The organism is Bradyrhizobium sp. USDA 3262 (assembly GCF_054060035.1).
The window spans coordinates 3,531,123-3,555,860 of record NZ_JBSSCT010000001.1 but is presented as its reverse complement, the minus strand read 5'-3'; the positions used below and the strand labels follow the sequence as shown (position 1 = coordinate 3,555,860).

Annotated in this window: 20 protein-coding genes; 13 read left to right on the top strand and 7 right to left on the bottom strand. The window is 64.6% G+C overall.

The genetic code is table 11. The features are described 5' to 3' along the window. The first annotated feature begins 166 nt into the window (after positions 1 to 166). Positions 167 to 1,117, top strand: coding sequence for a YiiG family protein (locus tag ACVWYP_RS16350; RefSeq protein ID WP_304499027.1), 951 nt, complete (start codon positions 167 to 169; stop codon positions 1,115 to 1,117). Positions 1,118 to 1,345: 228 nt separating this feature from the next. Here the strand turns inward: ACVWYP_RS16350 and ACVWYP_RS16345 are convergent, their stop codons facing one another. Further along, on the bottom strand, positions 1,346 to 2,680 hold the full coding sequence (locus tag ACVWYP_RS16345) for an MFS transporter (RefSeq protein ID WP_304499026.1): 1,335 nt from the start codon (positions 2,678 to 2,680) through the stop codon (positions 1,346 to 1,348). A 328-nt stretch (positions 2,681 to 3,008) separates the two neighbouring features. Between ACVWYP_RS16345 and ACVWYP_RS16340 the strand changes: the two genes are divergently transcribed. Beyond that, the gene (locus ACVWYP_RS16340; protein ID WP_439711190.1) at positions 3,009 to 4,208 is read left to right on the top strand and encodes a Bcr/CflA family efflux MFS transporter; all 1,200 of its coding nucleotides are present in this window, start codon (positions 3,009 to 3,011) and stop codon (positions 4,206 to 4,208) included. 231 nt (positions 4,209 to 4,439) lie between these two features. Here ACVWYP_RS16340 and ACVWYP_RS16335 read toward each other — a convergent pair whose 3' ends face one another. Next, positions 4,440 to 4,853 carry a DUF983 domain-containing protein gene (locus ACVWYP_RS16335; RefSeq protein ID WP_304499024.1) on the bottom strand — a complete coding sequence of 138 codons (414 nt, stop codon included), beginning with the start codon at positions 4,851 to 4,853 and terminating at the stop codon, positions 4,440 to 4,442. A gap of 95 nt (positions 4,854 to 4,948) precedes the next feature. Between ACVWYP_RS16335 and ACVWYP_RS16330 the strand changes: the two genes are divergently transcribed. From ACVWYP_RS16330 to ACVWYP_RS16320, 3 genes are all read left to right on the top strand, one after another. Next, complete coding sequence (locus ACVWYP_RS16330; RefSeq protein ID WP_304499023.1) at positions 4,949 to 6,325, top strand: aminotransferase-like domain-containing protein; 1,377 nt, start codon at positions 4,949 to 4,951, stop codon at positions 6,323 to 6,325. A 107-nt stretch (positions 6,326 to 6,432) separates the two neighbouring features. Continuing rightward, positions 6,433 to 7,731: a serine hydrolase gene (locus tag ACVWYP_RS16325; protein ID WP_439711162.1), complete on the top strand. Its 1,299-nt coding sequence runs from the start codon at positions 6,433 to 6,435 to the stop codon at positions 7,729 to 7,731. A 700-nt stretch (positions 7,732 to 8,431) separates the two neighbouring features. Further along, complete coding sequence (locus ACVWYP_RS16320) at positions 8,432 to 9,427, top strand: NHL repeat-containing protein (protein WP_453946120.1); 996 nt, start codon at positions 8,432 to 8,434, stop codon at positions 9,425 to 9,427. A gap of 600 nt (positions 9,428 to 10,027) precedes the next feature. On the opposite strand, the gene ACVWYP_RS16315 is transcribed toward ACVWYP_RS16320, so the two are convergent. After that, positions 10,028 to 11,260 (bottom strand): rhodanese-like domain-containing protein, encoded by a 1,233-nt coding sequence (locus tag ACVWYP_RS16315; RefSeq protein ID WP_304499020.1) that lies wholly within the window; start codon positions 11,258 to 11,260, stop codon positions 10,028 to 10,030. A 246-nt stretch (positions 11,261 to 11,506) separates the two neighbouring features. Here ACVWYP_RS16315 and glgC point away from each other — a divergent pair, with 246 nt between their 5' ends. Continuing rightward, positions 11,507 to 12,769, top strand: a complete 1,263-nt coding sequence (glgC, locus tag ACVWYP_RS16310) for a glucose-1-phosphate adenylyltransferase (RefSeq protein WP_304499019.1) — start codon at positions 11,507 to 11,509, stop codon at positions 12,767 to 12,769. Continuing rightward, positions 12,766 to 14,220: a glycogen synthase GlgA gene (gene glgA, locus ACVWYP_RS16305; protein ID WP_304499018.1), complete on the top strand. Its 1,455-nt coding sequence runs from the start codon at positions 12,766 to 12,768 to the stop codon at positions 14,218 to 14,220. Before glgC ends, glgA begins: the two co-directional genes overlap by 4 nt. Positions 14,221 to 14,230: 10 nt before the next feature. On the opposite strand, the gene ACVWYP_RS16300 is transcribed toward glgA, so the two are convergent. From ACVWYP_RS16300 to ACVWYP_RS16285, 4 genes are all read right to left on the bottom strand, one after another. Beyond that, a complete protein-coding gene (locus ACVWYP_RS16300; protein ID WP_028339587.1) occupies positions 14,231 to 14,545 on the bottom strand; it encodes a hypothetical protein in 315 nt (104 codons plus the stop codon). A gap of 131 nt (positions 14,546 to 14,676) precedes the next feature. Beyond that, positions 14,677 to 15,807: a serine hydrolase gene (locus tag ACVWYP_RS16295; RefSeq protein ID WP_304499017.1), complete on the bottom strand. Its 1,131-nt coding sequence runs from the start codon at positions 15,805 to 15,807 to the stop codon at positions 14,677 to 14,679. A gap of 526 nt (positions 15,808 to 16,333) precedes the next feature. Then, positions 16,334 to 16,822, bottom strand: a complete 489-nt coding sequence (locus tag ACVWYP_RS16290; RefSeq protein WP_304499016.1) for a DUF417 family protein — start codon at positions 16,820 to 16,822, stop codon at positions 16,334 to 16,336. 197 nt (positions 16,823 to 17,019) lie between these two features. After that, on the bottom strand, positions 17,020 to 17,655 hold the full coding sequence (locus tag ACVWYP_RS16285; protein WP_304499015.1) for a TetR/AcrR family transcriptional regulator: 636 nt from the start codon (positions 17,653 to 17,655) through the stop codon (positions 17,020 to 17,022). A 248-nt stretch (positions 17,656 to 17,903) separates the two neighbouring features. On the opposite strand from ACVWYP_RS16285, the gene ACVWYP_RS16280 reads away from it, so the two are divergent. Genes ACVWYP_RS16280 through ACVWYP_RS16255 form a run of 6 tightly spaced genes read left to right on the top strand, consistent with a single transcriptional unit; the run spans position 17,904 to position 24,718 of the window. Beyond that, complete coding sequence (locus ACVWYP_RS16280; protein ID WP_304499014.1) at positions 17,904 to 19,214, top strand: phytoene desaturase family protein; 1,311 nt, start codon at positions 17,904 to 17,906, stop codon at positions 19,212 to 19,214. Between the two features lie 5 nt (positions 19,215 to 19,219). Then, the gene (locus ACVWYP_RS16275) at positions 19,220 to 20,074 is read left to right on the top strand and encodes an ABC transporter ATP-binding protein (RefSeq protein ID WP_304499013.1); all 855 of its coding nucleotides are present in this window, start codon (positions 19,220 to 19,222) and stop codon (positions 20,072 to 20,074) included. Further along, positions 20,071 to 20,865 carry an ABC transporter ATP-binding protein gene (locus tag ACVWYP_RS16270; RefSeq protein ID WP_028339593.1) on the top strand — a complete coding sequence of 265 codons (795 nt, stop codon included), beginning with the start codon at positions 20,071 to 20,073 and terminating at the stop codon, positions 20,863 to 20,865. Before ACVWYP_RS16275 ends, ACVWYP_RS16270 begins: the two co-directional genes overlap by 4 nt. After that, positions 20,865 to 22,799 (top strand): AMP-dependent synthetase/ligase, encoded by a 1,935-nt coding sequence (locus ACVWYP_RS16265; protein WP_304499012.1) that lies wholly within the window; start codon positions 20,865 to 20,867, stop codon positions 22,797 to 22,799. Before ACVWYP_RS16270 ends, ACVWYP_RS16265 begins: the two co-directional genes overlap by 1 nt. Continuing rightward, positions 22,800 to 23,672: a branched-chain amino acid ABC transporter permease gene (locus tag ACVWYP_RS16260; protein WP_028339595.1), complete on the top strand. Its 873-nt coding sequence runs from the start codon at positions 22,800 to 22,802 to the stop codon at positions 23,670 to 23,672. Continuing rightward, the gene (locus ACVWYP_RS16255; protein ID WP_304499011.1) at positions 23,672 to 24,718 is read left to right on the top strand and encodes a branched-chain amino acid ABC transporter permease; all 1,047 of its coding nucleotides are present in this window, start codon (positions 23,672 to 23,674) and stop codon (positions 24,716 to 24,718) included. The genes ACVWYP_RS16260 and ACVWYP_RS16255 overlap by 1 nt, the downstream gene beginning before the upstream one ends. Positions 24,719 to 24,738: the final 20 nt, after the last annotated feature.

The window sequence follows — 24,738 nt, the reverse complement described above, 5'->3', positions numbered from 1 at the left end:
CGCCGGGTTCGGCGGTAGTGGCTTCTGGCCCGTAGCCGACAAACAAGTTGATCGATAGTGTGCCTCGCGGCCTCGGCGGAGACTCGTGTGACGTCTCCTTCTGCCGTCACATAAGCTTTCCAGGCTGAGGCGGCCAATTTCCGGCCGAGACGAGGGCAAACTACCGATGCGAAATACCCCTTTCCTTGCGATTGCGGCCATCGTTGCTTTCCTCGAACCTGCCGCCGCGCAACAGGCCCCGCCTGCGTCGTCGGCCAGCGCCTCCTCCGCGCAACTGACGCACAAGCTGAACGCCTATGTCGGGTGCATCAACCGTCTCTCGGCGCGCTCGTACGAATCCCGCGAACGCTACTTTTCCTGGGCCGCCAAGAACGGTCCCACCGGCAAGGAACGGATCATCTACGGAACCTACACGATCTACGACACGTCCGACTGCAAGACGAGCGTCGCGGCTGCCAATGCAGCGGACCCGCACGACGCCGAGCTTGAAGCCGCCGCGAACACGTATGTTGCAGCCGTCACCACGCTTGAGCCGCTGTTGAAGGAGGCGGACGACTACTACACCCAGGAAAATTACAAGGACGACAGGATGGCCAAGGGCAAGGCGCTGCATCCGCGCCTGGTCGCGGCCTGGGATGCGTTTGCCGGCGCCGACAAGGCGCTGCGCGCCGGCGTCGAGGCCATCAATGACAAGCGCGCCGCCGAGCAACTGGCCGCGATCGAGGCCAGCGAAGGCCGCAAGTCGCACTACTATGTCGAGGCCCTGATGATCCAGGCCAAACGCGTGCTTCGCGCGCAGCAGGCCGACAAACCCAACCTCGACGCGATAACCCAGGCGCTCAACGAGTATGAGGTCACGGTGAAGGCAATGGACGAGGCCTCGGGCAAGGACGGCGACGCCAAGCTCGGCTCGATGTTCATCGGCAGCGCCAAATCATTCCTCACCACGGCGAAGCAGCTCATGCGCCGCGTTCGCGACAAGGTGCCCTACAGCTCCGGCGAAAAGATGATGCTGAGCAATGCCGGCGCCGGCTGGATGGTGGAAGGATCGCCGGCGCGGCTGATGCGCGACTACAATCAGCTCGTCGACGGCTACAACCGCGGCGCCCGCATCTGAATGACCGCGCCGACAGTGCGGTGCGGTGCCGGAATGGCAGGCGATGCTTCCCGTCATTGCGAGCCACCCGGTCGGCGCGAAGCGCCGCCGGATGACAGGCTCCGCGAAGCAATCCATCGCTCCGCATATGCGGATAATGGATTGCTTCGTCGCTTCAGCGCAAAATTGCTTCGCAATTTTGTCGCGAGCTCCTCGCAATGACGGAGCCGCCAATCTTCGTCAGGCCGCTCACGCCCCCGCGTCGTGCACGTTCAGATCGATGCCCTGCGGATCCCTAATCGTCGACACCGTGATCAGCGAGATCAGCGACAGCACCGCAATGTAGACGCCGACGCGCCAGGACTGGCCGTAGGTGCCGACGATCCACTGCGCGATCATCGGCGCGAAGGCGCCGCCGAAGATGGCCCCGAGCGCATAGCCGATCGAGACGCCGGAATAGCGCACCTTGGCCGGAAACAGCTCGGCATAGAGCGCCGCCTGCGGGCCGTAGGACAGGCCGAGCGCAATGGTAAGCCCGACCGCGCTGACGAAGAACAGCAAGAGGTTCTTGCTGTCGATCAAGAACCACATCGGCACCGCCCACAGCACCATCAGGGTATAGCCGATCTGGAAGCAGCGCACGCGGCCTATCTTGTCGCCGAGGATGCCGCCGAGCAGCGTGAAGATGAACCAGCTCACGGCCGCGAGCGTCCCGATCAGCAGCAGCTGCTCGGACGGCATCTTCAGCGTGTTGGTGCCGTAGCTGATGATGAACGCGATCAGGATGTAGCCGGCCGCATTGTTGGCCATGAAGATCAAGGCCGTGCGCAAAATCTCCTTGCTGTGATTGCGCATCAGGTCGCGCAGCGGCGCGGAGGATTCCTTGTGCCGCCGCTGCATCGCTTTGAACACCGGAGACTCTTCGACCGTGCGGCGGATCACGATGCCGACGACGATCAGCACGATCGACAGCAGGAACGGAATCCGCCAGCCCCACTCGATCATCGCCTGCTTGCCGAGCGTCGCGGTGAGCACCCACAGCACGCCGGTCGCCAGGATCATGCCGAGCGGCGTGCCGACCTGCGGGAACGAGCCGAAGAAGCTGCGCTTGTCGACGGGAGCCGATTCCACCGACATCAGCGCCGCGCCGCCCCACTCGCCGCCGGCCGAGAAGCCCTGCAGGATGCGTAGGAGAATGAGGAGCGCCGGAGCCCAGGCGCCGATCTGCGCATAGGTCGGCAGCAGGCCGACCAGCGCGGTCGCAGCCCCCATCAACAGCAGCGTGACGACGAGCATGTTCTTGCGCCCGAAGCGGTCGCCGAGATGGCCGCAGACGATGGCCCCTAACGGGCGGAACAGGAATGACAAGCCGAGCGTCGCGAACGACACGATCTGCGCCAGCAGCGGATTGTTCGCGTTCATCGGCGCGAAGAACAGCGCGCCGAACACCAGGCCCGCCGCCTGGGCGTAGACGAAGAAGTCGTACCACTCGATGGTGGTGCCGACGAGCGTCGCGGTGAGGACCTTGCGCTCCTCATCCGACAGTTCGGCGCCGCGCGAGCGCGCGGACAGTTCGATGGACATTATGGCCTCCCCAAAACCCGTTCTGAACCTGTTCTTGGCCGCGCGGGCGTGATCGGCGGCGATGCGCCTGCCCGCACGGATGCTGGCCCCGGGATTAGCAGAGGTTTCCGCGCGCCACGAGCAAAATAGTTGCAGCCGCAACGATAATCGACCAATTGTGCTTTGGCCCCGGTTCCCGACCCCGCTACCTCGACCGCCATCGGCGGGCAGCCATCCCGAAACGCCGATTGTGCATCGCAGCAAGATCGCTACGATGCGAGGATTCCCAAGAGGTTGCTAAGTGTCTGACATCAATGCCGATGCCTGGGTTTCTTCAGGCCACCGCCCGATGGGCTTTCCCGAATTCGTCGTCGTCATCGCCTCGATCATGGCGCTGAACCCGCTGGCGATGGACATGATGCTGCCGGCGCTGCCGAACATCCGTTCCGCGTTCCAGATCGCCGACGCCAACCGCCCGCAGATGGTGCTGTCGATCTTCCTGGTCGGCTTCGGCGTTGGTCAGTTCGTGATGGGCCCGCTGTCGGACCGCTTCGGCCGCCGCCCGGTGCTGCTCGGCGGCATGACCGTCTACACCATCGCCGGCCTGCTCGCGATCATGGCGCCCTCGTTCGAGACGCTGCTGCTGGCGCGCGCGCTGCAAGGGCTCGGCACCGCGGCGACCCGCGTGATCGCGACCTCGATCGTGCGCGACTGCTATGCCGGACGGCGGATGGCGAGCGTGATGTCGCTGGCGATGATGGTGTTCATTGCGGTGCCGGTGATCGCGCCGTCATTCGGCCAGGCGGTGATGCTGCTGACGCACTGGCGCGGCATCTTCGTGCTGCTGATGATCTATGGCGTGATCGCGCTGGCCTGGAGCGCGATGCGGATGCCGGAGACGCTGCCCAGGGAGCTGCGCAAGTCGTTGGCGATCCCGGAGGTCTTGTCCGCGTTCCGTCAGACCATCACAAACCGCCAGACGTTCGGCTACGCGCTCGCCGCCGGCGGCGTGCAGGGCTCGCTGTTTGCCTTCGTGTTCTCCTCGCAGCAGATCTTCACCGAGATCTTCAAGCTCGGGCATTACTTCCCGGTCGCCTTCGCGGCCTGCGCGGTCGGCGTCGCGATCGCCGGATTCCTCAATTCGCGCATCGTCGGCCGCATCGGCATGCGGGTGATCTCGCACGCCGCGCTGACCGGCTTTGCCGTTGTCGCAGGCGCCCTGCTGCTGGCGGTGAAGACCGACACGCTGTCGCTGCCGCTGTTCATGGTGCTGTCGGGCCTGATGATGTTCGCGTTCGGGCTGATGATGGCGAATTTCACGGCGCTCGCGATGGAGCCGCAGGGCAAGATCGCCGGCACTGCGTCATCGCTGTACGGCACCATCACGACGTTGCTCGGGATCGGCGTCGGCATCACGATCGGCCAGGATTACGACGGCACCTTGCTGCCGTTCGCGACCGGCTTCTTCCTCTGCACGCTGGCCGCGCTCGCCGTCGTCTTGGTGACGGAGAAGGGCCGGATGTTCCGGCCGCATCATCATCCGATTTGATCTTCGTAGCCCGGATGGAGCGCAGCGCAATCCGGGATTCGTTGTGCGGGCGACAGGGTCCCGGATTACGCGGAGCCTGTCATCGGGCGCGCGTTCGCGCGACCCGTTGGCTCCATCCGGGCTACGATCCTGACTTGACCCGCTGCTGTAGCCCGCATGAGCGCAGCGATATGCGGGGCAACTGTTCCCGGATGTCGCTCCGCTCATCCGGGCTACGATTCTAAGATCGCGTCAGGCTTCGCGAGTCCGTCCGACCCGCGCCGGAGCGGCGACACGCCGCGTCGCCGCAAATCCCTCCATCCCGAGCTGCCACTGCAGCCCCACGATCGCGCCCTTGGTCGGCTGCAGCAGCGCGAGCGCGCTGAACAACGTCACCGGCAGCCAGATCGCCAGTTGCAGCCAGGCCGGCGGCGCGTAGTTCATCTCGAGCCAGAGCAGCGCCGGCACCACGACGTGGCCGACCACGACGATCACGAGATAGGCCGGGAAATCGTCGGCGCGCTGCGGGGTGAAGTCCTCGCTGCAGACTTCACAGTGATCGGCAACCTTGAGGAAACGGCCGAACAGATGGCCGCGCCCGCAGTTCGGGCACTTCATGGTGAAGCCGCGCCACATCGCCTTTGGCAGGGAAACCGTCTCGGTCATCGTCGTTTTCCTTTGGCCGTTGTCCTTGACCTGATCTCATGATCCATACAATATGCAATCTAACACCTACAATCAAAGACAAAGCGTCGGATTGCATGGACTGGATCCCTACAGTTTCGGAATGGCACGGCCCGATGTTCCTGCGCATCGTCGACGCGCTGGCCGCCGACATCGCGAGCGGCCGGCTGGTCCGCGGCCAGCGGCTGCCGACCCATCGCGCGCTGGCCTCGGCGCTCGATATCGATCTCACCACGGTGACGCGGGCCTATGGCGAGGCGCGGCGGCGCGGACTGCTCGACGCCCGTGTCGGCCAGGGCACATTCGTCTCGGAGACCACCGCGCGCGCCGCCTCCGACCTGCCAGCGCCCGTCAACATCGACCTGTCGATGAACCTGCCGCCGCAGCCGGTCGAAGCCAATCTCGACCTGCGCATCGCGCAGGGTCTTGCGACCATCCGCTCCGAGGCCGGGTTCTCCGCCTATCTCGGCTATGCGCGTCCCGGCGGCACCACTGCGGAGCGCGAGGCCGGCGCCGCGTGGCTCGCGCCGCGGGTGCCGCAGGCCTCGGCCGACCGCATCGTGATCTATCCGGGTTCGCAGGCGATCATCTTCAACGCACTGCTGGCGCTGACATCGCCGGGCGATGTCGTGGTGACGGAGGCGTTGACGTTTCCCGGCATCAAGGCCGCGGCGGCGCGGCTCGATGTCCGCCTGGTCGGGGTTGCGATGGACGCCGAGGGCGCGCGGCCCGACGCGCTCGACGAGGCCTGCCGCAAGCACAAGCCGAAGGCGGTCTATCTGGTGCCGACGCAGCAAAACCCGACCACGGCAACGATGAGCGCGATCAGACGCAAGGCGATCGCCGATATCATCATCAAGCGCGGCTGCATCCTGATCGAGGACGACGTCTACGGGCCGCTCGAACCGCAAATGGCGCCGATCGCAACCCTGATTCCGGAGCGCACCTACTTCGCCGCGAGCATCGCAAAATGCATCGCGCCGGCCTTGCGCGTCGCCTATCTCCTGGCGCCCGATGCGAGCGCCGAGCAGCGCATGCGCGCCGGCATGCAGGCCACCATGCAGATGCCGCCATCGCTGATGGTCGCGCTGGTCACGCAATGGCTGCGTTCCGGCGTCGCCGCCGACATCATCCGCGCGATCCGCAACGAGGCGGCGGCGCGCCAGCAGCTTGCGGCCCGCTTCCTCAAGGGCGTCACTTATGCGGCGCGGCCGGCGAGCCATCATCTCTGGATGCCGCTGCCGAAACATTTCGACGGCACGGACCTGTTGTCGCATCTGATGCGCAACGGCCTCGCCGTGGTCGGCGAAGACGCCTTTGCGGCGGGCGAAGCCGCGCCGCGCGGCCTGCGCGTCTCGCTGGGCGCCGCGCGCAACCGCGCCGAACTGAGCCAGGCGCTGCAGGTGCTGTCGAATGCGGTGCGCACGCCGGTCGGTGCTACCCAAATCGTATAATTCCGGCGATCGCCGGGAATAAATTCGCTCCAAAATGATTATGGTGCGCGGGGGCGCACGCCGTTAAAACTCTGCGCTCAGGGCATCAGGCAGGGGCAGGCTTTTCAATGTCATGCGGATATGACCGGGCAGTCCACCGTGCTGTGCTGACGCTTCGCGGGGCAGTGACCGCGATCGGTTGTCTTGCGATTGTCATATCGGGCGCGGCGCGCGCCTCCGATGCCCCTGCCCCGGCACCGGAGAAACTCGAACGCATCACCGCGTTCTTTGACAACGAGGTTGCGACAGGAAAAATTCCGGGCGCAGTCATCCTGATCCAGCAGCACGGCAAGCCGGTCTATCTGAAGACCTTCGGCTATCGCGACGTCACGACCAAATCGCCGATGCGGCCGGACACGATGTTCGCGCTGCATTCGATGACCAAGCCGATCACCAACACCGCCGCGATGATGCTGGTCGACGAGGGCAGACTGTCGCCGCAGGATCCGCTGTCGAAATACATCCCGGCCTTCGCCGACGTGAAGGTCGCCATCGAACCGGACGGCGGGAACGATCCGGCCAAGGTGGAGCTGGTGCCGCCGATCCGGCCAGTGACCATTGAAGATATCATGCGCCACACTTCGGGCATCACTTACGAATATATCGGCGCCGACTGGATCCAGAAGATCTACCGCGCAGGACATCTGTTCGACGGCAAGTTCGACAACAAGGAATTCGTGGCGCGGCTGGCCAAGCTGCCGCTGTCGCGGCAGCCCGGCACGCTGTGGCGTTACGGTCATTCCACCGACGTGCTCGGCCGGGTGATCGAGATCGTCTCGGGCAAGACGCTCTATCAGTTCGAGAAGCAGCGCATCTTCGATCCCCTGGGGATGAAGGACACCACATACGTGCTCGACGCCGAGACCGAACGGACGCGGCTGGCGGAGCCGCTGCCCTCGGACACGATCCTGATCGAGGGAGAGAATGACCGGCGCGCGCATCCGGAGTGGGAATCCGGCGGCGGCGGCCTGGTATCGACCATCCTCGACTATGCGCGTTTCGCGCAGATGCTGCTCAATGGCGGGGAGCTCGACGGCAAGCGCTATCTCAGCCCCGCAGCCTTCAAGGCCATGACGACGGACCATATCGGGCCGGGCTCCGGCGTCGGCCGCGACTACTGGTACTTCCCCGGCGACGGCTTTGGCTATGGTTACGGCATTGCCGTGCGCACCGATCCCGGCATCGCCAAGCCGCCACCACCAGGCTCGATCGGCGAGTTGAAGTGGGACAGCGGCAGCGGCACCTATTTCGGCATCGATCCGAAGCTCGACATGATCTACATCATGCTCGAGCAGACCCAGAACGAGCGTCAGCGCATCACGCCCGCATTCCGCAAGCTGGTCTACGACGCGTTCAGCCCGGATTGAAATCCCGCAGCAACTTCGTCATTGCAAGGAGCTCGCGATAAAATTGCAAAGCAATTTTACGCTGAAGCGACGAAGCAATCCCAGGCCTATGAGGCACACATCCGCACCTGAGTGGCGAAGGTCAACCATCTGGAGTGAGGTGATCGGGCGCCGGCGAAACGCACAGACGCTCGGCGGCACACACCGCTGTCGTCCCTGCGAAAGCAGGGACCCATACTCCGCAGCGGATGTTGTGAACGGGACTCGTCGTTCCAGCAGCGCAAGATAATCACCATCGGTGGTTATGGGTCCCTGCTCCCGTGCGCAATCGCGCACTAGGCAGGGACGACACTGACATTGTTGCATCTATCCACGCATTGGCGGATAGGTGGATTGCTTCGCTCGCAATGACGGAACCGGAAGTATCCCGCCTCACGACTTCCGCCGAACCATCTCCTGCCTGCGCCGCGCTGCGGCCGCGATCAGGGTCGCGGTGCATTCGTCGCAGGCGAACGCACACGCATTGCTGGCGCGATGCCAGCTCTCGTTCCATGACGCCAACGCTGCTTCCCTCACGCTATATACTATCGTATATATCGAGACGACAAGGCAGGCGGGTGAACAATCCGGTCCGGAACCCTGCAGACAACAACCATCGACCGGAGACGATCGCCGAGAAAATCCTGCCTGGTCCAACCAGGTTCATCGAGGAAACACGATCATGATAAAAAACAATGGCGACGCGGGACGTCCGCGCGCAACGGGAGAACTGCTCAAGATCCGCCGCGCATCGCTAGCGGCCATCATCCTCGCGCTCGGTGCGGCCGGCGCAGTGCGCGCCGAAACAGCTCCGGTCGGCGTTCCCGACAAGAGTTTTCCGGAAAGCGTGACCTCGACCTCCGACGGGACGCTTTACGTCGGCAGCTTCAACCATGGCGGCGTGACGAAGATCTCGGGCGGCAAGGCCGAGCAGCTGGTCAAGCCGGGCGCCGCCGACAGCCGCTCGACGCTCGGCGTGCTCGCCGACGAGAAGAGCGGCACGCTCTATGTCTGCTCCAACGACATCAGCGCGATGGGCGTTGCGGGGCCAAGCGACGTTAAGGGCGCCTGGCTGAAAACCTTCGATCTCAAAAGCGGCGCGCCGAAGGGCAGCTTTGCCTTGAGCGATCCGAAATCGTTCTGCAACGACATCGTGGTCGGTGCGGACGGCACCGCCTATGTGAGCGATTCCTTTGCGCCGTTCGTCTACAGCCTGAAGCCCGGCGGCACGGCGCTGGCGACGTTCGCCACCGATCCGCAACTCGCGCCGGCCAAGGACGGCGTCGGGCTCGACGGGATCGCGATCGGCGCCGACGGCAATCTTTACGTCACGACCTTCATTCCGGCCAAGCTGTTCAAGATCGAGGTGAAGAACGGCAAGGCCGGCGCCGTGACCGAGCTGAAGCCGTCGCGGCCGCTCGACCACGCCGACGCGCTGCGTGCCCATGGCGGCGGCTTCCTGCTGATCGAGGGCAACGGCAAGCTCGACAAGGTCACGGTGAAGGGCAGCGAGGCCACGGTCGACACCATCAAGGATGGCCTCGCCGAACCGGTGTCGGTGACGCAAGTCGGCGATGTCGGCTGGGTCGCCGAAGGCAAGCTGTCCTACGTGATCGGCGACAACAAGGGCAAAGACCCCGGCCCGTTCAAGCTGACGCCGATCGCGCTGCCGAAATAGCGGCGGGCATATATTTAGCCGCGTCATTGCGAGGAGCTCGCGACAAAATTGCGAAGCAATTTTGCGCTGAAGCGACGAAGCAATCCATCTGGCCGCGTATGCGGTAGCGATGGATTGCTTCGCGGAGCCTGTCATCCGGCGGCGCTTCGCGCCGACCGGGTGGCTCGCAATGACGGGGATGGGTCGCGGCCCTTCGCCTCAAGCACAGACGTCTCTGGAATACTGGATCACCCGCATGCGCATGCGCGGGTGATGACACCGCGTGGTGTGACACCTTATCGAGAACCATCCTCATCGTCGTCCCTGCGAAAGCAGGGACCCATACTCCGCGGCGGACCTTGTTGAAGGAATTCGTCGTTCCAGCATCGCCCAGCAATTGGCATTTGTGGTTATGGGTCCCTGCTTTCGCAGGGACGACCATGCCGGCACGATTTCTGAATAATGGAAGAATACCGCTGATTTGCCCGACGAGTCAAGTTGCGGTGTCGAACGCCGGCAGCCACCGGCTACTTTGCATGGGGTTGTTTTCGATATTTTGGCAGTGCGCCCTGCGACTCGGCACCGACCGATGCGATCGCACCGCCGTCACCACGTCATCCGCTAGATCACGTAAAACCCGTGCGTGCCGTCGCGACGCAGCTGCTCGACGAGGCCGTACTCCCAATCGAGATAGGCCTGCATCGCCTGCTCCGCGACGCCGGTGCCTTCATAGGGCCGCCGGTAGCGGTGCGCGGGATCGGGCCGCGGCACGATGCGCGGCGATCCGACTTCGAGCCGGCCGTCATAGCCGCCGTCGAGCACATAGACCTCCCAGCCCATCTGCGCGAGCCAGGACGCCGTCATGTCGGCGCGAATGCCTTTGTCGTCGCTCAGCACGATGCGCGCGCCGCGCACGGGCGCGGCCATGTCGATTTCCTGCACCAGCTGGCCGCCGGCATAGTGGCGGAAGCCGGCAAGGTGACCGGCCGTGTATTCCTCGGCATCGCGCACGTCGAAGCGATACAGCGTACGGTGCGCGTCCTCGTCCAGCGCGGCGAATTCATCGATCCCGATGTGACGGACGCCGGCGCGATAGGCGACGTCGCGCGCATTGTCGCCTGCGCCCTCGAACGGACCGATGCCGCCGCGCTTGCCGGCGCCGTGCTCGAGATCGTGCTTCGCCAGCGTCCAGCCGATCGTGCCGTTGCGCAGCGCGCGCACCTTGTTGGGCAGTCCGGCATTGATCAGCGACTGCGTGCCGATGATCGAGCGGGTGCGGCCGGCGCAGTTGACGATGATGGTGGTGTCGGGATCCGGCGCCGCGCCGCCGGCGCGCAGCACCAGCTCGGCGCCGGGCACGCTGACCGAGCCCGGGATGTTCATGGTGGCGTATTCGTCGAAGCGGCGGACGTCGAGGATCGCGATGTTGGCCTTGTCCGAGATCAGCGCGGCGACCTCGTCGGCGCTCAGCGACGGCGTGTGCCTGCGCGACTCGACCAGCTCGCCGAACGCCTTGGCGTAGGAATTGACGTCCTCGAACACCTCGTAACCGGCCGCCTTCCAGCCCTGCAAGCCGCCCGCAAGCGCAGCAACGTCGCTGTAGCCCAGCGCCCGCAACTGGTCGGCCGCGGCCGCGACCAGCCCCTCGCCATTGTCATAAAGGACGATCGGCACGTCCTTGCGCGGCAGTCGCAGCTCGGCTTCCAGCGCGATCCGGCCGGCCGCCATGTTGGCGGCGAACAGCGGATGGCCGGTGGCGAATTCCGCTTCATGCCTGACGTCGAGCAGCGCGATCTCCCGGCGCAGCAGCAGCGTTGCGCGGATGTTCTGGGGCGTGACGGAAACAAGTGTCATGGAATGCTGGCCTCGGCAGGAAACGGGCAGGCTTGCTCTAGGCCGAAATCGCGCCTCGTCAATAGCTTTAACCGGCCCGCAACCCCGATCTCCGGGAGACGGGATTCGGGGAACGAAAGCTCGCCATCCGCTTTGCTCAACCGGGATGCACTTGCTACGTTCCCAATCGGCCCCGTTGGCGCCCGATCAGGCCTTCCGGACAAGAGAAGGCAGCGGGGCCGCGCCTGAAGTTCTGGGAGGATGACCATGAGATCAGTCGGAAATGAACCCTTGTCGCGTCACGCCCTCGCCTATGTGCTGGCCGGCGGACGCGGCAGCAGACTTCAGGAGCTCACCGACAGGCGCGCCAAGCCGGCCGTTTATTTCGGCGGCAAGTCGCGCATCATCGACTTCGCGCTCTCCAACGCGGTGAATTCCGGCATTCGCCGTATCGCGGTGGCGACCCAGTACAAGGCGCACAGCCTGATCCGGCATCTGCAGGGCGGCTGGAACTTCTTCCGTCCGGAACGAAACGAGAGCTTCGATATCCTGCCCGCAAGCCAGCGCGTCTCGGAGACCAACTGGTATCTCGGCACGGCGGATGCGGTGTACCAGAACATCGACATCCTCGAGGCGCATGGCACCAAATACATTCTGGTGCTCGCCGGCGACCACATCTACAAGATGGACTACGAGGTGATGCTGAAGCAGCATGTCGAGAGCGGCGCCGACGTCACGGTCGGCTGCCTCGAAATGCCGCGCACGGAATCCAGCGGCTTCGGCATCATGCATGTCGACGAGACCGGCCTGATCCAGTCCTTCCTCGAGAAGCCGGCCGATCCGCCGCCGATGCCCGGCAAGCCCGACAAGTCGCTCGCCAGCATGGGCATCTACGTGTTCGACTCGCAATTCCTGTACGATGAATTGCGCCGCGATGCCGCCGATCCGAATTCCAACCACGATTTCGGCAGGGACATCATCCCCTATATCGTCAAGCACGGCCGGGCCGTGGCGCATCAGTTCAACGATTCCTGCGTCCGCTCGGGCGACGATCCGCGCTCCTACTGGCGCGACGTCGGCACCGTCGACGCCTATTGGGGCGCCAACATCGACCTCACGGATGTCGTGCCGGAGCTCGATCTGTACGACCGCACCTGGCCGATCTGGACCTATGCCGAGATCACCCCGCCCGCCAAGTTCGTGCATGACGAGGACGGACGGCGCGGCCAGGCGGTGACCTCGCTGGTCTCGGGCGCCTGCATCATCTCGGGCGCGGCGCTGCGGCGCTCCCTGCTGTTCACCGGCGTGCACGTCAATTCCTACGCCAATATCGAGAATGCCGTGATCATGCCCTATGTGAATGTCGGCCGTGGCGCGCGGCTCAGAAACGTCGTGATCGATCGCGGGGTGCGGATTCCGGAAGGCCTCGTGGTCGGCGAAGATCCCGAGTTCGACGGCAAGCGCTTCCGCACCACCGAGCAAGGCGTCACGCTGATCACACAGTCGATGATCGACAGGCTGGGGACATGACGCCCATCCGCGTCCTCGCAGTCGCCTCGGAAGTCTACCCGATCGTCAAGACCGGCGGCCTCGCCGACGTGGTCGGCGCGCTGCCGGCGGCGCTGAAGCAGCACGGCGTCACGACGCGGACGCTGGTGCCCGGCTATCCCGACGTGCTCAAGGCGCTGGCTTCGGCGGAGACGCTGCTGCACTGGCCGGAATTCTACGGCGGGCCGATCCGCGTGCTCGGCGGCACGCATGACGGCCTCGATCTGTTCGCGCTGGACGCGCCGCATCTCTATGCGCGGCCCGGCAATCCCTATGTCGGCCCGGACGGACGCGACTGGCCGGACAACGGCATCCGCTTTGCCGCGTTGTCGCGGATGGCGGCGGAGATCGGCCAGGGCGCGATCACCTCCTTCGTCCCCGACATCGTACATGCGCATGACTGGCAGGCGGGCCTCGCTCCTGCCCTCCTGCATTATGCCGGGCAACCGCGCCCCGGCACGGTGATGACCGTGCACAACCTCGCCTACCAAGGCCAGTTCTCGCCGGACATGCTTGCCGCGTTCGGCCTGCCGGGCGAATCCTACGCGCTGCACGGCGTCGAATATTACGGCACCATCAGCCTGTTGAAGGCCGGCCTGCAATTCGCCGACCGCATCACCACGGTGTCGCCGACCTATGCGCGGGAGATTCAAAGCGACGAGGGCGGCATGGGGCTCGGGGGCCTCTTGCGCGAACGTGCCGACGTGCTGAGCGGCATCCTCAACGGCATCGACATATCAGTGTGGAATCCGGCCACCGATCCCGACATCGCGGCGCGCTTCAGCGCCGAGCAGCTGGCGGAGCGCGCGGTGAACAAGGCGGCGCTGCAGCGGCGCTTCGGGCTCGATCCCATGCCGGATGCGATGCTGCTCGGTATCATCAGCCGGCTGTCATGGCAGAAGGGCCTCGACCTGCTGCTGGAGAACATCCCGACGCTGCTTAGCGAAGGCATTCAGCTTGCGCTGCTCGGCAGCGGCGATCGCGACCTGCAGGATCGCTACGCCGCGCTGGCGCACGACAATCCCGGACGGATCGCGGTCGTGATCGATTACGACGAGGCGCTGGCGCATCTGATCCAGGCCGGCGCGGATGCGCTCGCGGTGCCGTCGCGCTTCGAACCGTGCGGCCTCACCCAGCTGTGCGCGCTGCGCTACGGCGCGGTCCCTGTTGTCGCCAATGTCGGTGGCCTTGCCGACACCGTGCTCGACTTCGACGAAGTCGCGATCACCGGCGATGCGCCGACCGGCGTCAAGTTCGCACCCGTAACCTCGGATGCGCTTGCCCATGGCTTGCGCAAGGCGAACCTGCTGTTCAACGACAAGGTGACGTGGCGCCGGCTGCAACAGGCCGGCATGGCCACCGATGTCTCCTGGCACAATCGCGCCGGCCGCTACGCCGCGCTCTATCGCGAGCTCGCGACGACGCGGCGCTAAGCCCCCGCGATCAGTTCAGGAGATCGCAGGACGCGACGCGGTTGATGTCGGCCAGGCGCCGGTCTGGATTTCCCTTGAGATCAAGGCTTGCGACGAGATCGAGCAGCCGGCCATAGGCGCGGTCGGCGACCGCGACGGGCAGCGGCTCCTCGTCGAAAGTTTCGACGTAATTGCCGACGAGACCGCTCAGCAACCGGCAAACGCCGCGTTGCTCCGGGTCGTCCCTGCCGAGGATCTCGAGTTTTTGCTGGAAGGTCCTGAAGGTTCGCAACCCATGGGGCTGTTGCGAAAGCCAATTGTGCAAATCAGGATACAGATCGGTCATATCAGCCTCTTCAAAATGGAGAAGAAGCTACCGGCTTATACAGCCGATCATGGTTCCGCGCCATCGCGATTTTTGCATGCACCCCCTGCCCTGCCGCGCAGGCCGTGTCATTGGACTGGCACGTTCTCCGACTAGAGTCGCGCTAGCGCCGGCAAGATCCTGTAGCGCGCGATCTCGTGCGGATAGTCGCCGCGATTGGCGAGCAGCACGATCCCGAGCCTGCGCGCCGGCACCAGCCCGACATAGGCTGAGGCGTTGTTGAGACCACCGGGCTTGTCGATCACGGTGACGCCGTCCAGCCGCACATGCTCCCACGCCATCGCCTGGCCGAACTTCTCGTCGACGCGAAAACTCTCCCGCTCGGTCATCTGCAAGGCCGCGCGCAATTCGGGATCGATCACCGCGCCGTCGAGGCAGGCGGCCAGCAATATGCCGAGATCGCGCGCCGATGAGAACATCTGGCCGGTGCCTGGAAAATCATAATAGCGTTGCTGATTGCCGGGCGGACCGATCGCCGTGCCGTCGTGGGAGTAGCCCTGAACCACACGCTGCATCATCTCGGGCGCCATCGTCGCACGGTCGTCCCCGCTGCGGTCCGGAACGAAGGTCGAGGTCATGCCGAGCGGCTCGAGAATTCGGCTCCCGATCAACGTCGCGATCGGCATGTCATAGCGCCGCTCCAGCACCAGCTGCAGCAGCACATAGCCGGCATGGCTGTAGATGCGCTGCTTGCCCGGCTGCTCTCCTGCCGGTGGCGTCCATGCATTGAGCATCGCGATGAACTGATCACGGCTGAAGGTCCCGACCGGCCATGGCGGATGATCGGTCGGCAGCAGCAGCCCGGACGTATGATTGACGAGCTCGCCGATGGTGACGCGGCTGACGTAGTCCCCGTGCAATTCGGGCAGATATTTGTTGACGGGATCGTCCAGCCGCAATTCGCCGCGCTCCGTCCCGAGCGCGACCAGCGTCGCCTCGAACAGCTTGCGCAACGAAGCGAGATTGAACAGCGTGTCCGGGGTAACCGGCCGCTTCGCCGCTGCGTCAGCGAAACCGTAGTTGAAGAAGGTGACCCGGCCGCCGGCATAGACCGCCGCGGCGAGGCCGCCTGGGTCGGCCGCAGTCGCGGTCGGCGCGAGTTCCGTCGTGACGATGTCCCTGATCTGCGCATCCATGTCGGAATCCGCGCGCGCCATCCCAAGCGCGCTAACAGCGACGACGAGCAGGACGGCCGCGATCCGGACGGTGAGCCATTGTCTCATGAAGAACGAAATCAGGACGATGTTGCGATGTGACCCGCGAGCGAGTCTGTTCACCATCGAGAGATGGCGACATCACGATCCTAGCGGTGGAACCGATGCGTCCGAATTCACGATTACGCGTCTTGCGCCGTTACCATCCCGACTGGGGACGGGGCGGCCCGATCGCTGTTCCGGTGGTCACTTCCGGAAGCCGCGATCGCGACCGCCCTCCCACTCCAGCCACGGTGCGGGAACTGCAATCGAACTAAAAAATGCGGGACGTTTGAAAATGACTGGAGTGGACTTCGACGAAAAGGCAAGATCGGCGCTTGCCGATCGGGCCAAGGATATTTCTGACTTCGTCACATTCCGCTCCCAACCGGGGACGTTTCTTCCTAGCAACAATTCGTCAATCGAAGGTTGCATAAGCCGATTGGATTCGATTTTCAAGACACGGTCGTCCGCGACGTTTTGTCCTGTTCCAGATGCCGGATGCGCGCGACGCCTCGTTAAACATCGATTAACCATCGATCGCGCCGCGCGAGAGCTATGTGGCGCGCGAGCGGACGATCGACCGCGGCAGCGACGCCAACAGCAGCACGAGGCAAACGCAGAGCAGCACGACGTCCTTGAACAGGAACTCGCCGGCCAGGTTCCAGGCCATCGGATCGGTCGACAGGCTCCATTTGACCACCCCCGGCGTCGTGAAGAAGAACGACCACGTCACCGCGAAGGTGATGACGCCCATCAGCGCGCCGATCGCCGAGAGAAGCGGGCTGAACGCGCCGGCGGCAAGCAGCGCCGCAATGCCGAATTCGGCCACCCCGAGCACATAGGCCTCGCCCCGGAGACCGAACACCGAAAGCCACGAGATGAACGGGCTGTTGCTGATGAACTGGGCGATGCCTTGCGCCGATTGCAGCGTGAATTTCTGCATGCCGAACGACACGAAGATCACGACCATGACCCAGCGCAGGATCGCGAGCGCTCGATAAGACCCCTCGCCCCGTTCGGCGATGTTGAACGACAGATTCATGTGGATGTTTCTTCCCTCGCTGCGATGCCATCATCAGCCACTGTTGCGGTGCTTGTTGGCAGGTCTACGCAGCGCGCCGCACACGCGTTACGCGCGGGACAACGTCTCGGCCTTCACGATGATGTGCAGATGAGATGAGGAATAATCGATGCGAGAGATGCCTTCGGCGCGAAGCCGCAAAGTGCGCCGCATCGGCCTCAGGCGCGCTGGCGCAGCGGCCGCGCGGCGTCCTTTGCCGGCACCGGCATGGTGAAGCCGTACAGGAACAGGTCCACCACCATGTCGGCGAACTCCCTTGGATCGATCCCGCCCTTCGGGTCGTACCAGGTGTGGCTGAAGTTCAGGATACCGAACAGCATCATGCTGTAGATCTTCTTGGTCCGCTTGACGATCTTGCCTTCCTTGTCGAGCTTGACCAGCAGATCCGAGACCGTGTCGACCAACTGGCGCTCCAGCGCCTTGATCGCATCCTGCTCGGTCTCGCCGAGGAACGAGAGGTCGTTGAGGATCACGCGCTGCTCGTCGCTCGAACGCGCATTCAGCGCGACGATGGCCTGGATCGCGGCGCGGAACTGCTCCAGCGTCGTCGCCTTTTCGGCCATTGCGGCCTCGACGTCGATGATCATCTCGCGGATATGGGCGTCGAGGATCGCGAACAGGATCGCTTCCTTGGAATCGAAATAATGGTACAGCGCGCCGCGCGACAGCTTGCAGGCATCCGCAAGGTCGGCGATCGAGGCACGCATATAGCCCTGCCGCGCGAACAGGCCGCAGGCGGTGGTGAGAATGTTCCGGTGAATCTCGTTGTAATTCTCTGAGCGCGTCCGCGCCATTGCCGTCTCTTTCATGCACCATCGGCGCCGCCGGAATCGGGCGACTGCCATCTCTCTATACTACCGCCGCCGCACGCTCTCCTCCCCTTTGCGGGCACCATCCACCAGAACTCTTATCGCCCTTGATGACGCGACCTGCGTCAAAAAATAATTTGAACGACCGGTCGGATTATATTAGACTGCCTTCCATCAAGCAAGCGGATTGCGCACGCCGGGACCAAACCCGGCGGCATCGAGGGAGGTTGTGCGTGGATTCTCAGAGGATCGATGCTGTCGTGATCGGAGCCGGTGCCGGCGGGCTGTGCGCCGCGGCGCGCCTTGCCCATGGCGGGCTGCATACGCTCGTCGTCGACGACAAGGACCGGCTCGGCGGCCGCGCCTCGACCGAGGAGATCGACGGCTTCAAGGTCAATATCGGGGCGATCGCGATCGAGTTCGGTGGCGTGTTCGAGGAAACCTTCCACACCGTCGGCGCCCCGCTCGACATCCGCGCGCCGGAACCCGCAAGCTCGTTCTTCATCGACGGCAAGGTGATCGATGTCGGCCGCGGCGGCTGGTCGCTGCTGCTCGGCCAACTGACCAAGCAGGCCTCGCGCATCCTGGAGAAATTCGCCGACGCCCGCTCCGGCAATCTGCCCGACGGGCGGCAATCGACCGAAGACTGGCTGAAGGGCTACACCAGCAACGCCACGGTTCACGCGCTGTTCCGCAATCTCTGCGCGGCGATCTTCGCCTGCAACGCCGCCGAGCTGCCGGCCCGCGCCTTCCTCACTTATTTCACCAGCAAGGGTGCCTTCAAGAAATTCGGCTTTTGCCCGCAGGGCACGATCGGGGTCTGGAATAGTCTCGGCAACGCTGTCAGGCGCAATGGCGACATCTGGCTCGGAACGCCGGCGACGACGATCCACACCGCCAACGGCCGCGTCGAGGGCGTCACCGTGCTCAGGAATGGCGAGCGGGTACAGATCGACACCGATCTCGTGATCAGCAATGCCGGGCCAAAGGCCACGGTCGGGCTTGCCGGCAGCGAGGCGTTCCCGGCGGATTATATCGCCCGGGTGAAGAACGACCTTCGCCCGGCCGCCAACATCGTCATCAATGTCGCGAGCCGCGAGCCACTGATCAATCATCCCGGCATTGTCACCTTCGGCAAGACGCGCCGGCTCTGCAACATGGCCAACCTCTCTGCCACTTGTCCGGAATTGGCGCCGCCCGGCTGGCACCTCTACGTCGCCTATGCCGTGCCGGTGCCCGCGCTCGGCGATTTCGATGCGGACGCGGAGGTCGCGCTCGCGCTCGAGGACCTGCGCGAACAGTTCGCGAATTTCGACCAGGCCAGGATCCTGTCGATCCGGGTGATGCGCGACGACTGGCCGGCGCAACGCAGCTGCGCCGGCTACGATCTGCCGCGCGAGACCGGCATCGAGGGCCTGTGGTGCGTCGGCGACGCGGTGAAGCAATATGGCAATGGCGGCACGCAAGCTTGCGCCGAGACCGCGAAGCTCGTCACCGATGCCATCCTCGCCGCGCGTCCGCGCTTATCGGCCGGCCGGGTCTGAGCCCGATGCCGACGACCATCCCGCATCCGATGCCGCAAGCAGCGCCAGAGGCCATGCCGGCGCAGGATTGCCTGCTCGAATTCCGCAACATCCGGATCGTCTACGACAATGCGATCGAGGCGATCCGCGACGTCTCGATCGCGGTGCCCGAGGGCAGCATCGTCGCCCTCCTTGGCTCCAACGGCGCCGGCAAATCGACGCTGCTGAAGGCGATGTCCGGCATCCTCTATACCGAGGAAGGCGTGATCGAGAACGGCAGCATCCGCTTCCGCAATGACGAGGTGCATCGCCTTGCGCCGGACGAGCTGGTCCGCCGAGGCATCGTGCAGGTGCCGGAGGGCCGTCGCGTGTTCGCGGCACTCACCATCGACGAGAACCTGCAAATGGGCGGCTACACCAGGACCAGCGCCGAGGCGCGCGAGCGCCGCGACAAGGTGTTCGCGCTGTTTCCGCGGCTATATGAGCGGCGCGACCAGATCGCCGGCTACATGTCCGGCGGCGAACAGCAGATGCTCGCGATCGGCCGCGCGTTGATGACCAATCCCGTGCTGCTGGCGCTCGACGAGCCGTCGCTCGGCCTCGCGCCACTGATCATCGACCGCATCTACGAGGTGATCGTCCGGCTGCGCGACGAACTGAAGATGACGGTGCTGCTGGTCGAGCAGAACGCGCAGCGCGCACTCGATATCGCCGACTACGGCTACATCCTGGAGACCGGCCGCGTCGTGCTCGACGGCACGGCAGCGAGGCTCACCGCCAACGAGGACGTCCAGGAATTCTATCTCGGCGTCTCCTCCGCCGGTCGCAAGAGCCTGCGCGACGTCAAGCATTACAAGCGCCGCAAGCGGTGGCTGTCGTGACCGCGCTGCTCACGGTCGAGAACCTGTCAAAGCGCTTCGGCGGCCTGCAGGCAGTCGCCGATGTCAGCCTGCGCGTCGCGCCCGGCGAGATTTGCAGCGTGATCGGTCCGAACGGCGCCGGCAAGACCACGCTGTTCAACATGATCTCGGGCGTGCTGCGGCCGAGCGGCGGCCGCATCAGCTTCGACGGCATCGACCTCTCAACGATCTCGCCGTGGAAATTCGCCGCGGTCGGTATCGGCCGCACCTTCCAGAATCTCGCGCTGTTCAAGCACGGCACCGTGGTCGAGAACATCCTGACCGGCCGCCACACCCATCTGCGCTCGACCGTGGTCGATGCGGTGTGGTTTTACGGGCGTACCCGCAAGGAGGAAATCGCGGCACGGCGGCGTGTCGAGCACATCATCGAATTCCTCGAGATCGAGCACATCAGGGACGCTGTGGTCGGCACGCTGTCCTACGGCCAGCAGAAGCGCGTCGAGCTCGGCCGCGCGCTGGCCTGCGAGCCGAAGCTGTTGCTGCTCGACGAGATGGTCTCCGGCATGAACCAGGAGGAGACCGAGGACATCGCGCGCTTCGTGCTCGACATCCGCGACGAGCTCGGCATTACCGTCGTAATGATCGAGCACGAGATGCGCATCGTGATGGACATCTCCGACCGCGTCCATGTGCTGAATTTCGGCCGCAAGATCGCCGAAGGCACGCCCGGTGAGATCAGGCGCGATCCGGCGGTCGCGGAGGCCTATCTCGGCGGTCAGCGCACTGAAGCGATGGCAAAGGCAGGCGCGTGATGTCGACGCTGGACAGCCTGCGCACCGCTCATCCGCCGCTGCAAGCGAGCACGCCGCGGAATCCGCCGGTAACCGGCGCCGACGCGTTCCAAACCGCGCTTGCGGATGCGGCCATCACCATCCCGCAATTGCTGCGGCAGCGCGCCACCATGCACGGCGAGGCGCTGGCACTGCGCGAGAAGGATTACGGCATCTGGAATCCCTATTCCTGGCGCCACTATTACGACACCGCGCGCGCGGTGGCGCTCGGCCTGCTCTCGCTCGGCATCAAGCCGGGCGACCGGATCGCCATCGCCGGCGAGAACACGCCGGAATGGTTTTATGCCGATCTTGGTGCGCAGATGATCGGCGCGGTCGCGGTCGGCATCTATCCGACCAACCCCTGGGTCGAGCTGCAATATATCGTCAAGCATTCGGGTGCCCGCATCGTCGTCACCGGCGACCAGGAGCAGACCGACAAGGTGCTGGATGCGATGGCGGGCAATGGCGGCCTGCCGGACCTCGAGGCCATCGTCTGCATCGACATGAAGGGCCTGCGGCATTACCGGCAATCGGAGCTGATGTCGTTCGCCGCATTGTGCGAGCGCGGCAGGGCCTACGCGCAGCAGAACCCGGAGGCCGACGCCACGCTCGACCGCCTGATCAGCCAGGGCGCGCCCGACGACGTCTGCATCCTCGTCTACACCTCGGGCACAACCGGCCCGCCCAAGGGCGCGATGCTGACCCATCGCAATCTCGTCTACGCCGCCTATGCCTATGCCAAAACCGTCGGGATCGCCGACAAGCCGTTCGAGGCGGTGAGCTATCTGCCGCTGTGCCACGTCGCCGAGCGCTGCTACGGCACCGTGACCCATCTCGTACTCGGCGGCACCGTGTCCTTTGCTGAGTCGATCGACACGGTCGCGATCAACATCCGCGAGATCGCACCGACCTTCTTCGTCGGCGTTCCCCGCATCTACGAAAAGCTGCAGCAGGGCTTTCTGTTCCGCCTCGGCGAGAGCGGTCGCCTGCGCCAGAGCTTCACCAGGGCCTGTCTCGCCTGGGGCCGCACGCTGTCCGACCGCCGGCAGGCCGGCAACGATAATTGGCTCGATCGCGTGGCTTATGGGGTGCTCTATCTCCTGATGTTCCGCAATTTGCAGCGCCATCTCGGCTTCGCCTACACCCAGCACCGGCTCTGTGCCGGCGCCTCGATCTCGCCGGAGACGCTGCGCTTCTTCGACATCATCGGCCGCCCGGTATCACAGGGCTACGGCCTCACCGAAAGCGGCGGCGTCGCCTTCATCCAGACCGAAAACCATCACCGGATCGGCGGCTGCGGCGTGCCGCTGCCGCAGACCGAATGGAAGTGTGATACCGACGGCGAGATCCTGCTGCGCAACCCGGGCGTCTTCAAGGGCTACTTCCTCGACGAGAAAGCCTCGACCGCCTCGCTGGAGCCCGGCGGCTGGCTGCGCACCGGCGACATCATCGATGTCCTCGACAATGGCGAGATCGCTGTGGTCGACCGCAAGAAAGCGATCATCATCACCGCCGGCGGCAAAAACATCGCGCCATCCGAGATCGAGAACGCGCTGAAGGATTCCGAGTTCATCAAGGAAGCGATCGTGGTCGGCGAGGCCAAGAAGTATCTCGGCGCCATCATCCAGGTCGACTACGACAATGTCGGCCGCTGGGCGCGCGACCGGGCGCTCGCCTACACCAACTACAAATCGCTGTCGCAGCTTCCCGAAGTGAATGAGCTGGTCGAGCGCGTCGTCAACGAGACCAACAAGCGGTTCGCCCGGGTCGAGAACATCAGGCGATTCGCCATCCTGGAAAAGGAGCTCGACCATGACGACGGCGAATTGACCGCCACCCAGAAGGTACGCCGCGCCATGATCGAGAAGAAGTTCGCCCGCGAGTTCGCCATCATCTACCGGGCGGAGGGCTGAATGCAGTATCTCATCCAGCTGCTGATCTCGGGGCTCGCGATCGGCGCGATCTACGGCCTGATCGCGATGGGTTTCGCGGTGATCTACAAGTCGACCGGGCTGGTCAATTTCGCGCAGGGCGAAATGACCATGATCACGGCTTACATCGCCTGGACGATCTCGACCACGGTCAGCGGCAATGTGTTCGTCGTCGCGGTGGGCTCGATTCTCGCCGCCATCCTGCTCGGGCTGATCATCGAGCGGCTCGTGATGCGGCCGATGCTGGGCGAGCCGGTATTCGCGACCGTGATGGTGACGATCGGGCTCGCCGTGATCCTGCGCTCCGCCATCAACTTCATCTGGGACGCCTACCCGCACGGCCTCGATATCGGCATGGGCCGCGGCATCGTGCATCTCGGCGGCATCGGCGTGCGCACCGGGCAGATTGCCGTGATCGCGACGCTGCTTCTGCTGCTTGCCGCGATCTGGGCGTTCTTCCGCTACAGCAAGGTCGGGGTCGCGATGCGGGCGGTCGCAGCCGACGACCGCACCGCGCTGCTGATGGGCATCAGCGCAACAAGAGTTCATGCGCTGGCCTGGGCCGCCTCCTCCGTGATCGCCGGCATCGGCGGCGTGTTCTTCGCGCTGTCTTATGATCTATCGCCGGCGATGTTTCAGCTCGGGCTGAAGGCGTTTCCGGCCACCATCCTGGGCGGCCTCGACGCCGTGCTCGGCTCCGGCCTCGGCGGCCTGCTGATCGGGATCACCGAAAACCTGGCCGGCGGCTATATCGGCTCCGGCATGAAGGAGGTCGCGGGCTTTGCCATGATCATCATCGTGCTGATGATCCGCCCGTTCGGCATCTTCGGCGAACGCGACATCGAGAGGGTGTGATGCGCACCGGCGATTACAAGCAGAGCTACGGCGAACTGGTTGCGCTGATCGATTCCCCGCCGGTGTGGCTATGGTCGGCCGTGCTGCTGCTGGCGCTGATCGCAGCGCCTTATGTTCTGAACTCTTACGCGCTGTCGTTCCTGATGATCATCCTGATCACGGTCACCGGCGCGCTCGGCCTCAACATCCTGACCGGCTACACCGGTCTGATCTCGCTCGGCCATGTCGGTTTCCTCGTCACCGGCGCCTATGCCTACGCGGTGCTGGTCTCGAAGTACCACATGCCGCCGCTGGTCGGTTTCCTCGGCGCCGGCGTGGTGCCGGCGCTGGCGAGCCTGATCGTCGGCGCGCCGTCGCTGCGGCTCAAGGGACTTTACCTCGCCATCACCACGCTCGCCTTCTCCTTCATCATCAACACCGTGATCCTGGAGATGCGCTGGCTCACCAACGGCGCGCGCGGCATTCAGGTGCAGCGGCCCGAGATCTTCGGCATCAGCTTCGACAGCGATGCCGCCTTCACCTATCTCTGCCTCGGCATCTCGGGGCTGACGCTGTTCGCCACCCTCAACATCCGCCGCAGCCGGGTCGGCCGCGCCTTCGTCGCGATCAGGGACAACGACACCGCGGCGCGCGTCATGGGCATCAACCTGCATGCCTACAAGCTATTCGCCTTCATCACCTCGGCGTTCATCACCGGCATCGCCGGTGCGCTGTACGGCATCTATCTCTCCTTCGTCAGCGTCGAGGGCTTTCCGTTCCTGCTCTCGATCGAGGCGCTGGCGATCCTGATCGTCGGCGGGCTCGGCTCGGCGCTCGGCGCGGTGCTCGGCACCGTCCTGATCGTGCTGCTGCCGGAGGCGACGCGGATCATCTTCAGCCTGTTCAGCGCACAGATGGACGCGACCTTCACGACCGGCGCGCAGGAGCTGAAGAGCATGCTCTACGGCCTCGTCATCATCCTGTTCCTGCGCTTCCAGCCGAGGGGGCTGGTCGGCGCCTGGCACGACATCAGGCGGGCCTGGGTGCACTGGCCGCTGCGCTACTAACAAAAAACGCAACACCATGA

Bases quoted from the DNA above. Each gene is read 5' to 3' on its own strand.
- ACVWYP_RS16350 (WP_304499027.1), top strand. From the start codon at position 167: ATGCGAAATACCCCTTTCCTTGCGATTGCGGCCATCGTTGCTTTCCTC.
- ACVWYP_RS16345 (WP_304499026.1), bottom strand. From the start codon at position 2,680: ATGTCCATCGAACTGTCCGCGCGCTCGCGCGGCGCCGAACTGTCGGAT.
- ACVWYP_RS16340 (WP_439711190.1), top strand. From the start codon at position 3,009: ATGGGCTTTCCCGAATTCGTCGTCGTCATCGCCTCGATCATGGCGCTG.
- ACVWYP_RS16335 (WP_304499024.1), bottom strand. From the start codon at position 4,853: ATGACCGAGACGGTTTCCCTGCCAAAGGCGATGTGGCGCGGCTTCACC.
- ACVWYP_RS16330 (WP_304499023.1), top strand. From the start codon at position 4,949: ATGGACTGGATCCCTACAGTTTCGGAATGGCACGGCCCGATGTTCCTG.
- ACVWYP_RS16325 (WP_439711162.1), top strand. From the start codon at position 6,433: ATGTCATGCGGATATGACCGGGCAGTCCACCGTGCTGTGCTGACGCTT.
- ACVWYP_RS16320 (WP_453946120.1), top strand. From the start codon at position 8,432: ATGATAAAAAACAATGGCGACGCGGGACGTCCGCGCGCAACGGGAGAA.
- ACVWYP_RS16315 (WP_304499020.1), bottom strand. From the start codon at position 11,260: ATGACACTTGTTTCCGTCACGCCCCAGAACATCCGCGCAACGCTGCTG.
- glgC (WP_304499019.1), top strand. From the start codon at position 11,507: ATGAGATCAGTCGGAAATGAACCCTTGTCGCGTCACGCCCTCGCCTAT.
- glgA (WP_304499018.1), top strand. From the start codon at position 12,766: ATGACGCCCATCCGCGTCCTCGCAGTCGCCTCGGAAGTCTACCCGATC.
- ACVWYP_RS16300 (WP_028339587.1), bottom strand. From the start codon at position 14,545: ATGACCGATCTGTATCCTGATTTGCACAATTGGCTTTCGCAACAGCCC.
- ACVWYP_RS16295 (WP_304499017.1), bottom strand. From the start codon at position 15,807: ATGAGACAATGGCTCACCGTCCGGATCGCGGCCGTCCTGCTCGTCGTC.
- ACVWYP_RS16290 (WP_304499016.1), bottom strand. From the start codon at position 16,822: ATGAATCTGTCGTTCAACATCGCCGAACGGGGCGAGGGGTCTTATCGA.
- ACVWYP_RS16285 (WP_304499015.1), bottom strand. From the start codon at position 17,655: ATGGCGCGGACGCGCTCAGAGAATTACAACGAGATTCACCGGAACATT.
- ACVWYP_RS16275 (WP_304499013.1), top strand. From the start codon at position 19,220: ATGCCGACGACCATCCCGCATCCGATGCCGCAAGCAGCGCCAGAGGCC.
- ACVWYP_RS16265 (WP_304499012.1), top strand. From the start codon at position 20,865: ATGTCGACGCTGGACAGCCTGCGCACCGCTCATCCGCCGCTGCAAGCG.
- ACVWYP_RS16260 (WP_028339595.1), top strand. From the start codon at position 22,800: ATGCAGTATCTCATCCAGCTGCTGATCTCGGGGCTCGCGATCGGCGCG.
- ACVWYP_RS16255 (WP_304499011.1), top strand. From the start codon at position 23,672: ATGCGCACCGGCGATTACAAGCAGAGCTACGGCGAACTGGTTGCGCTG.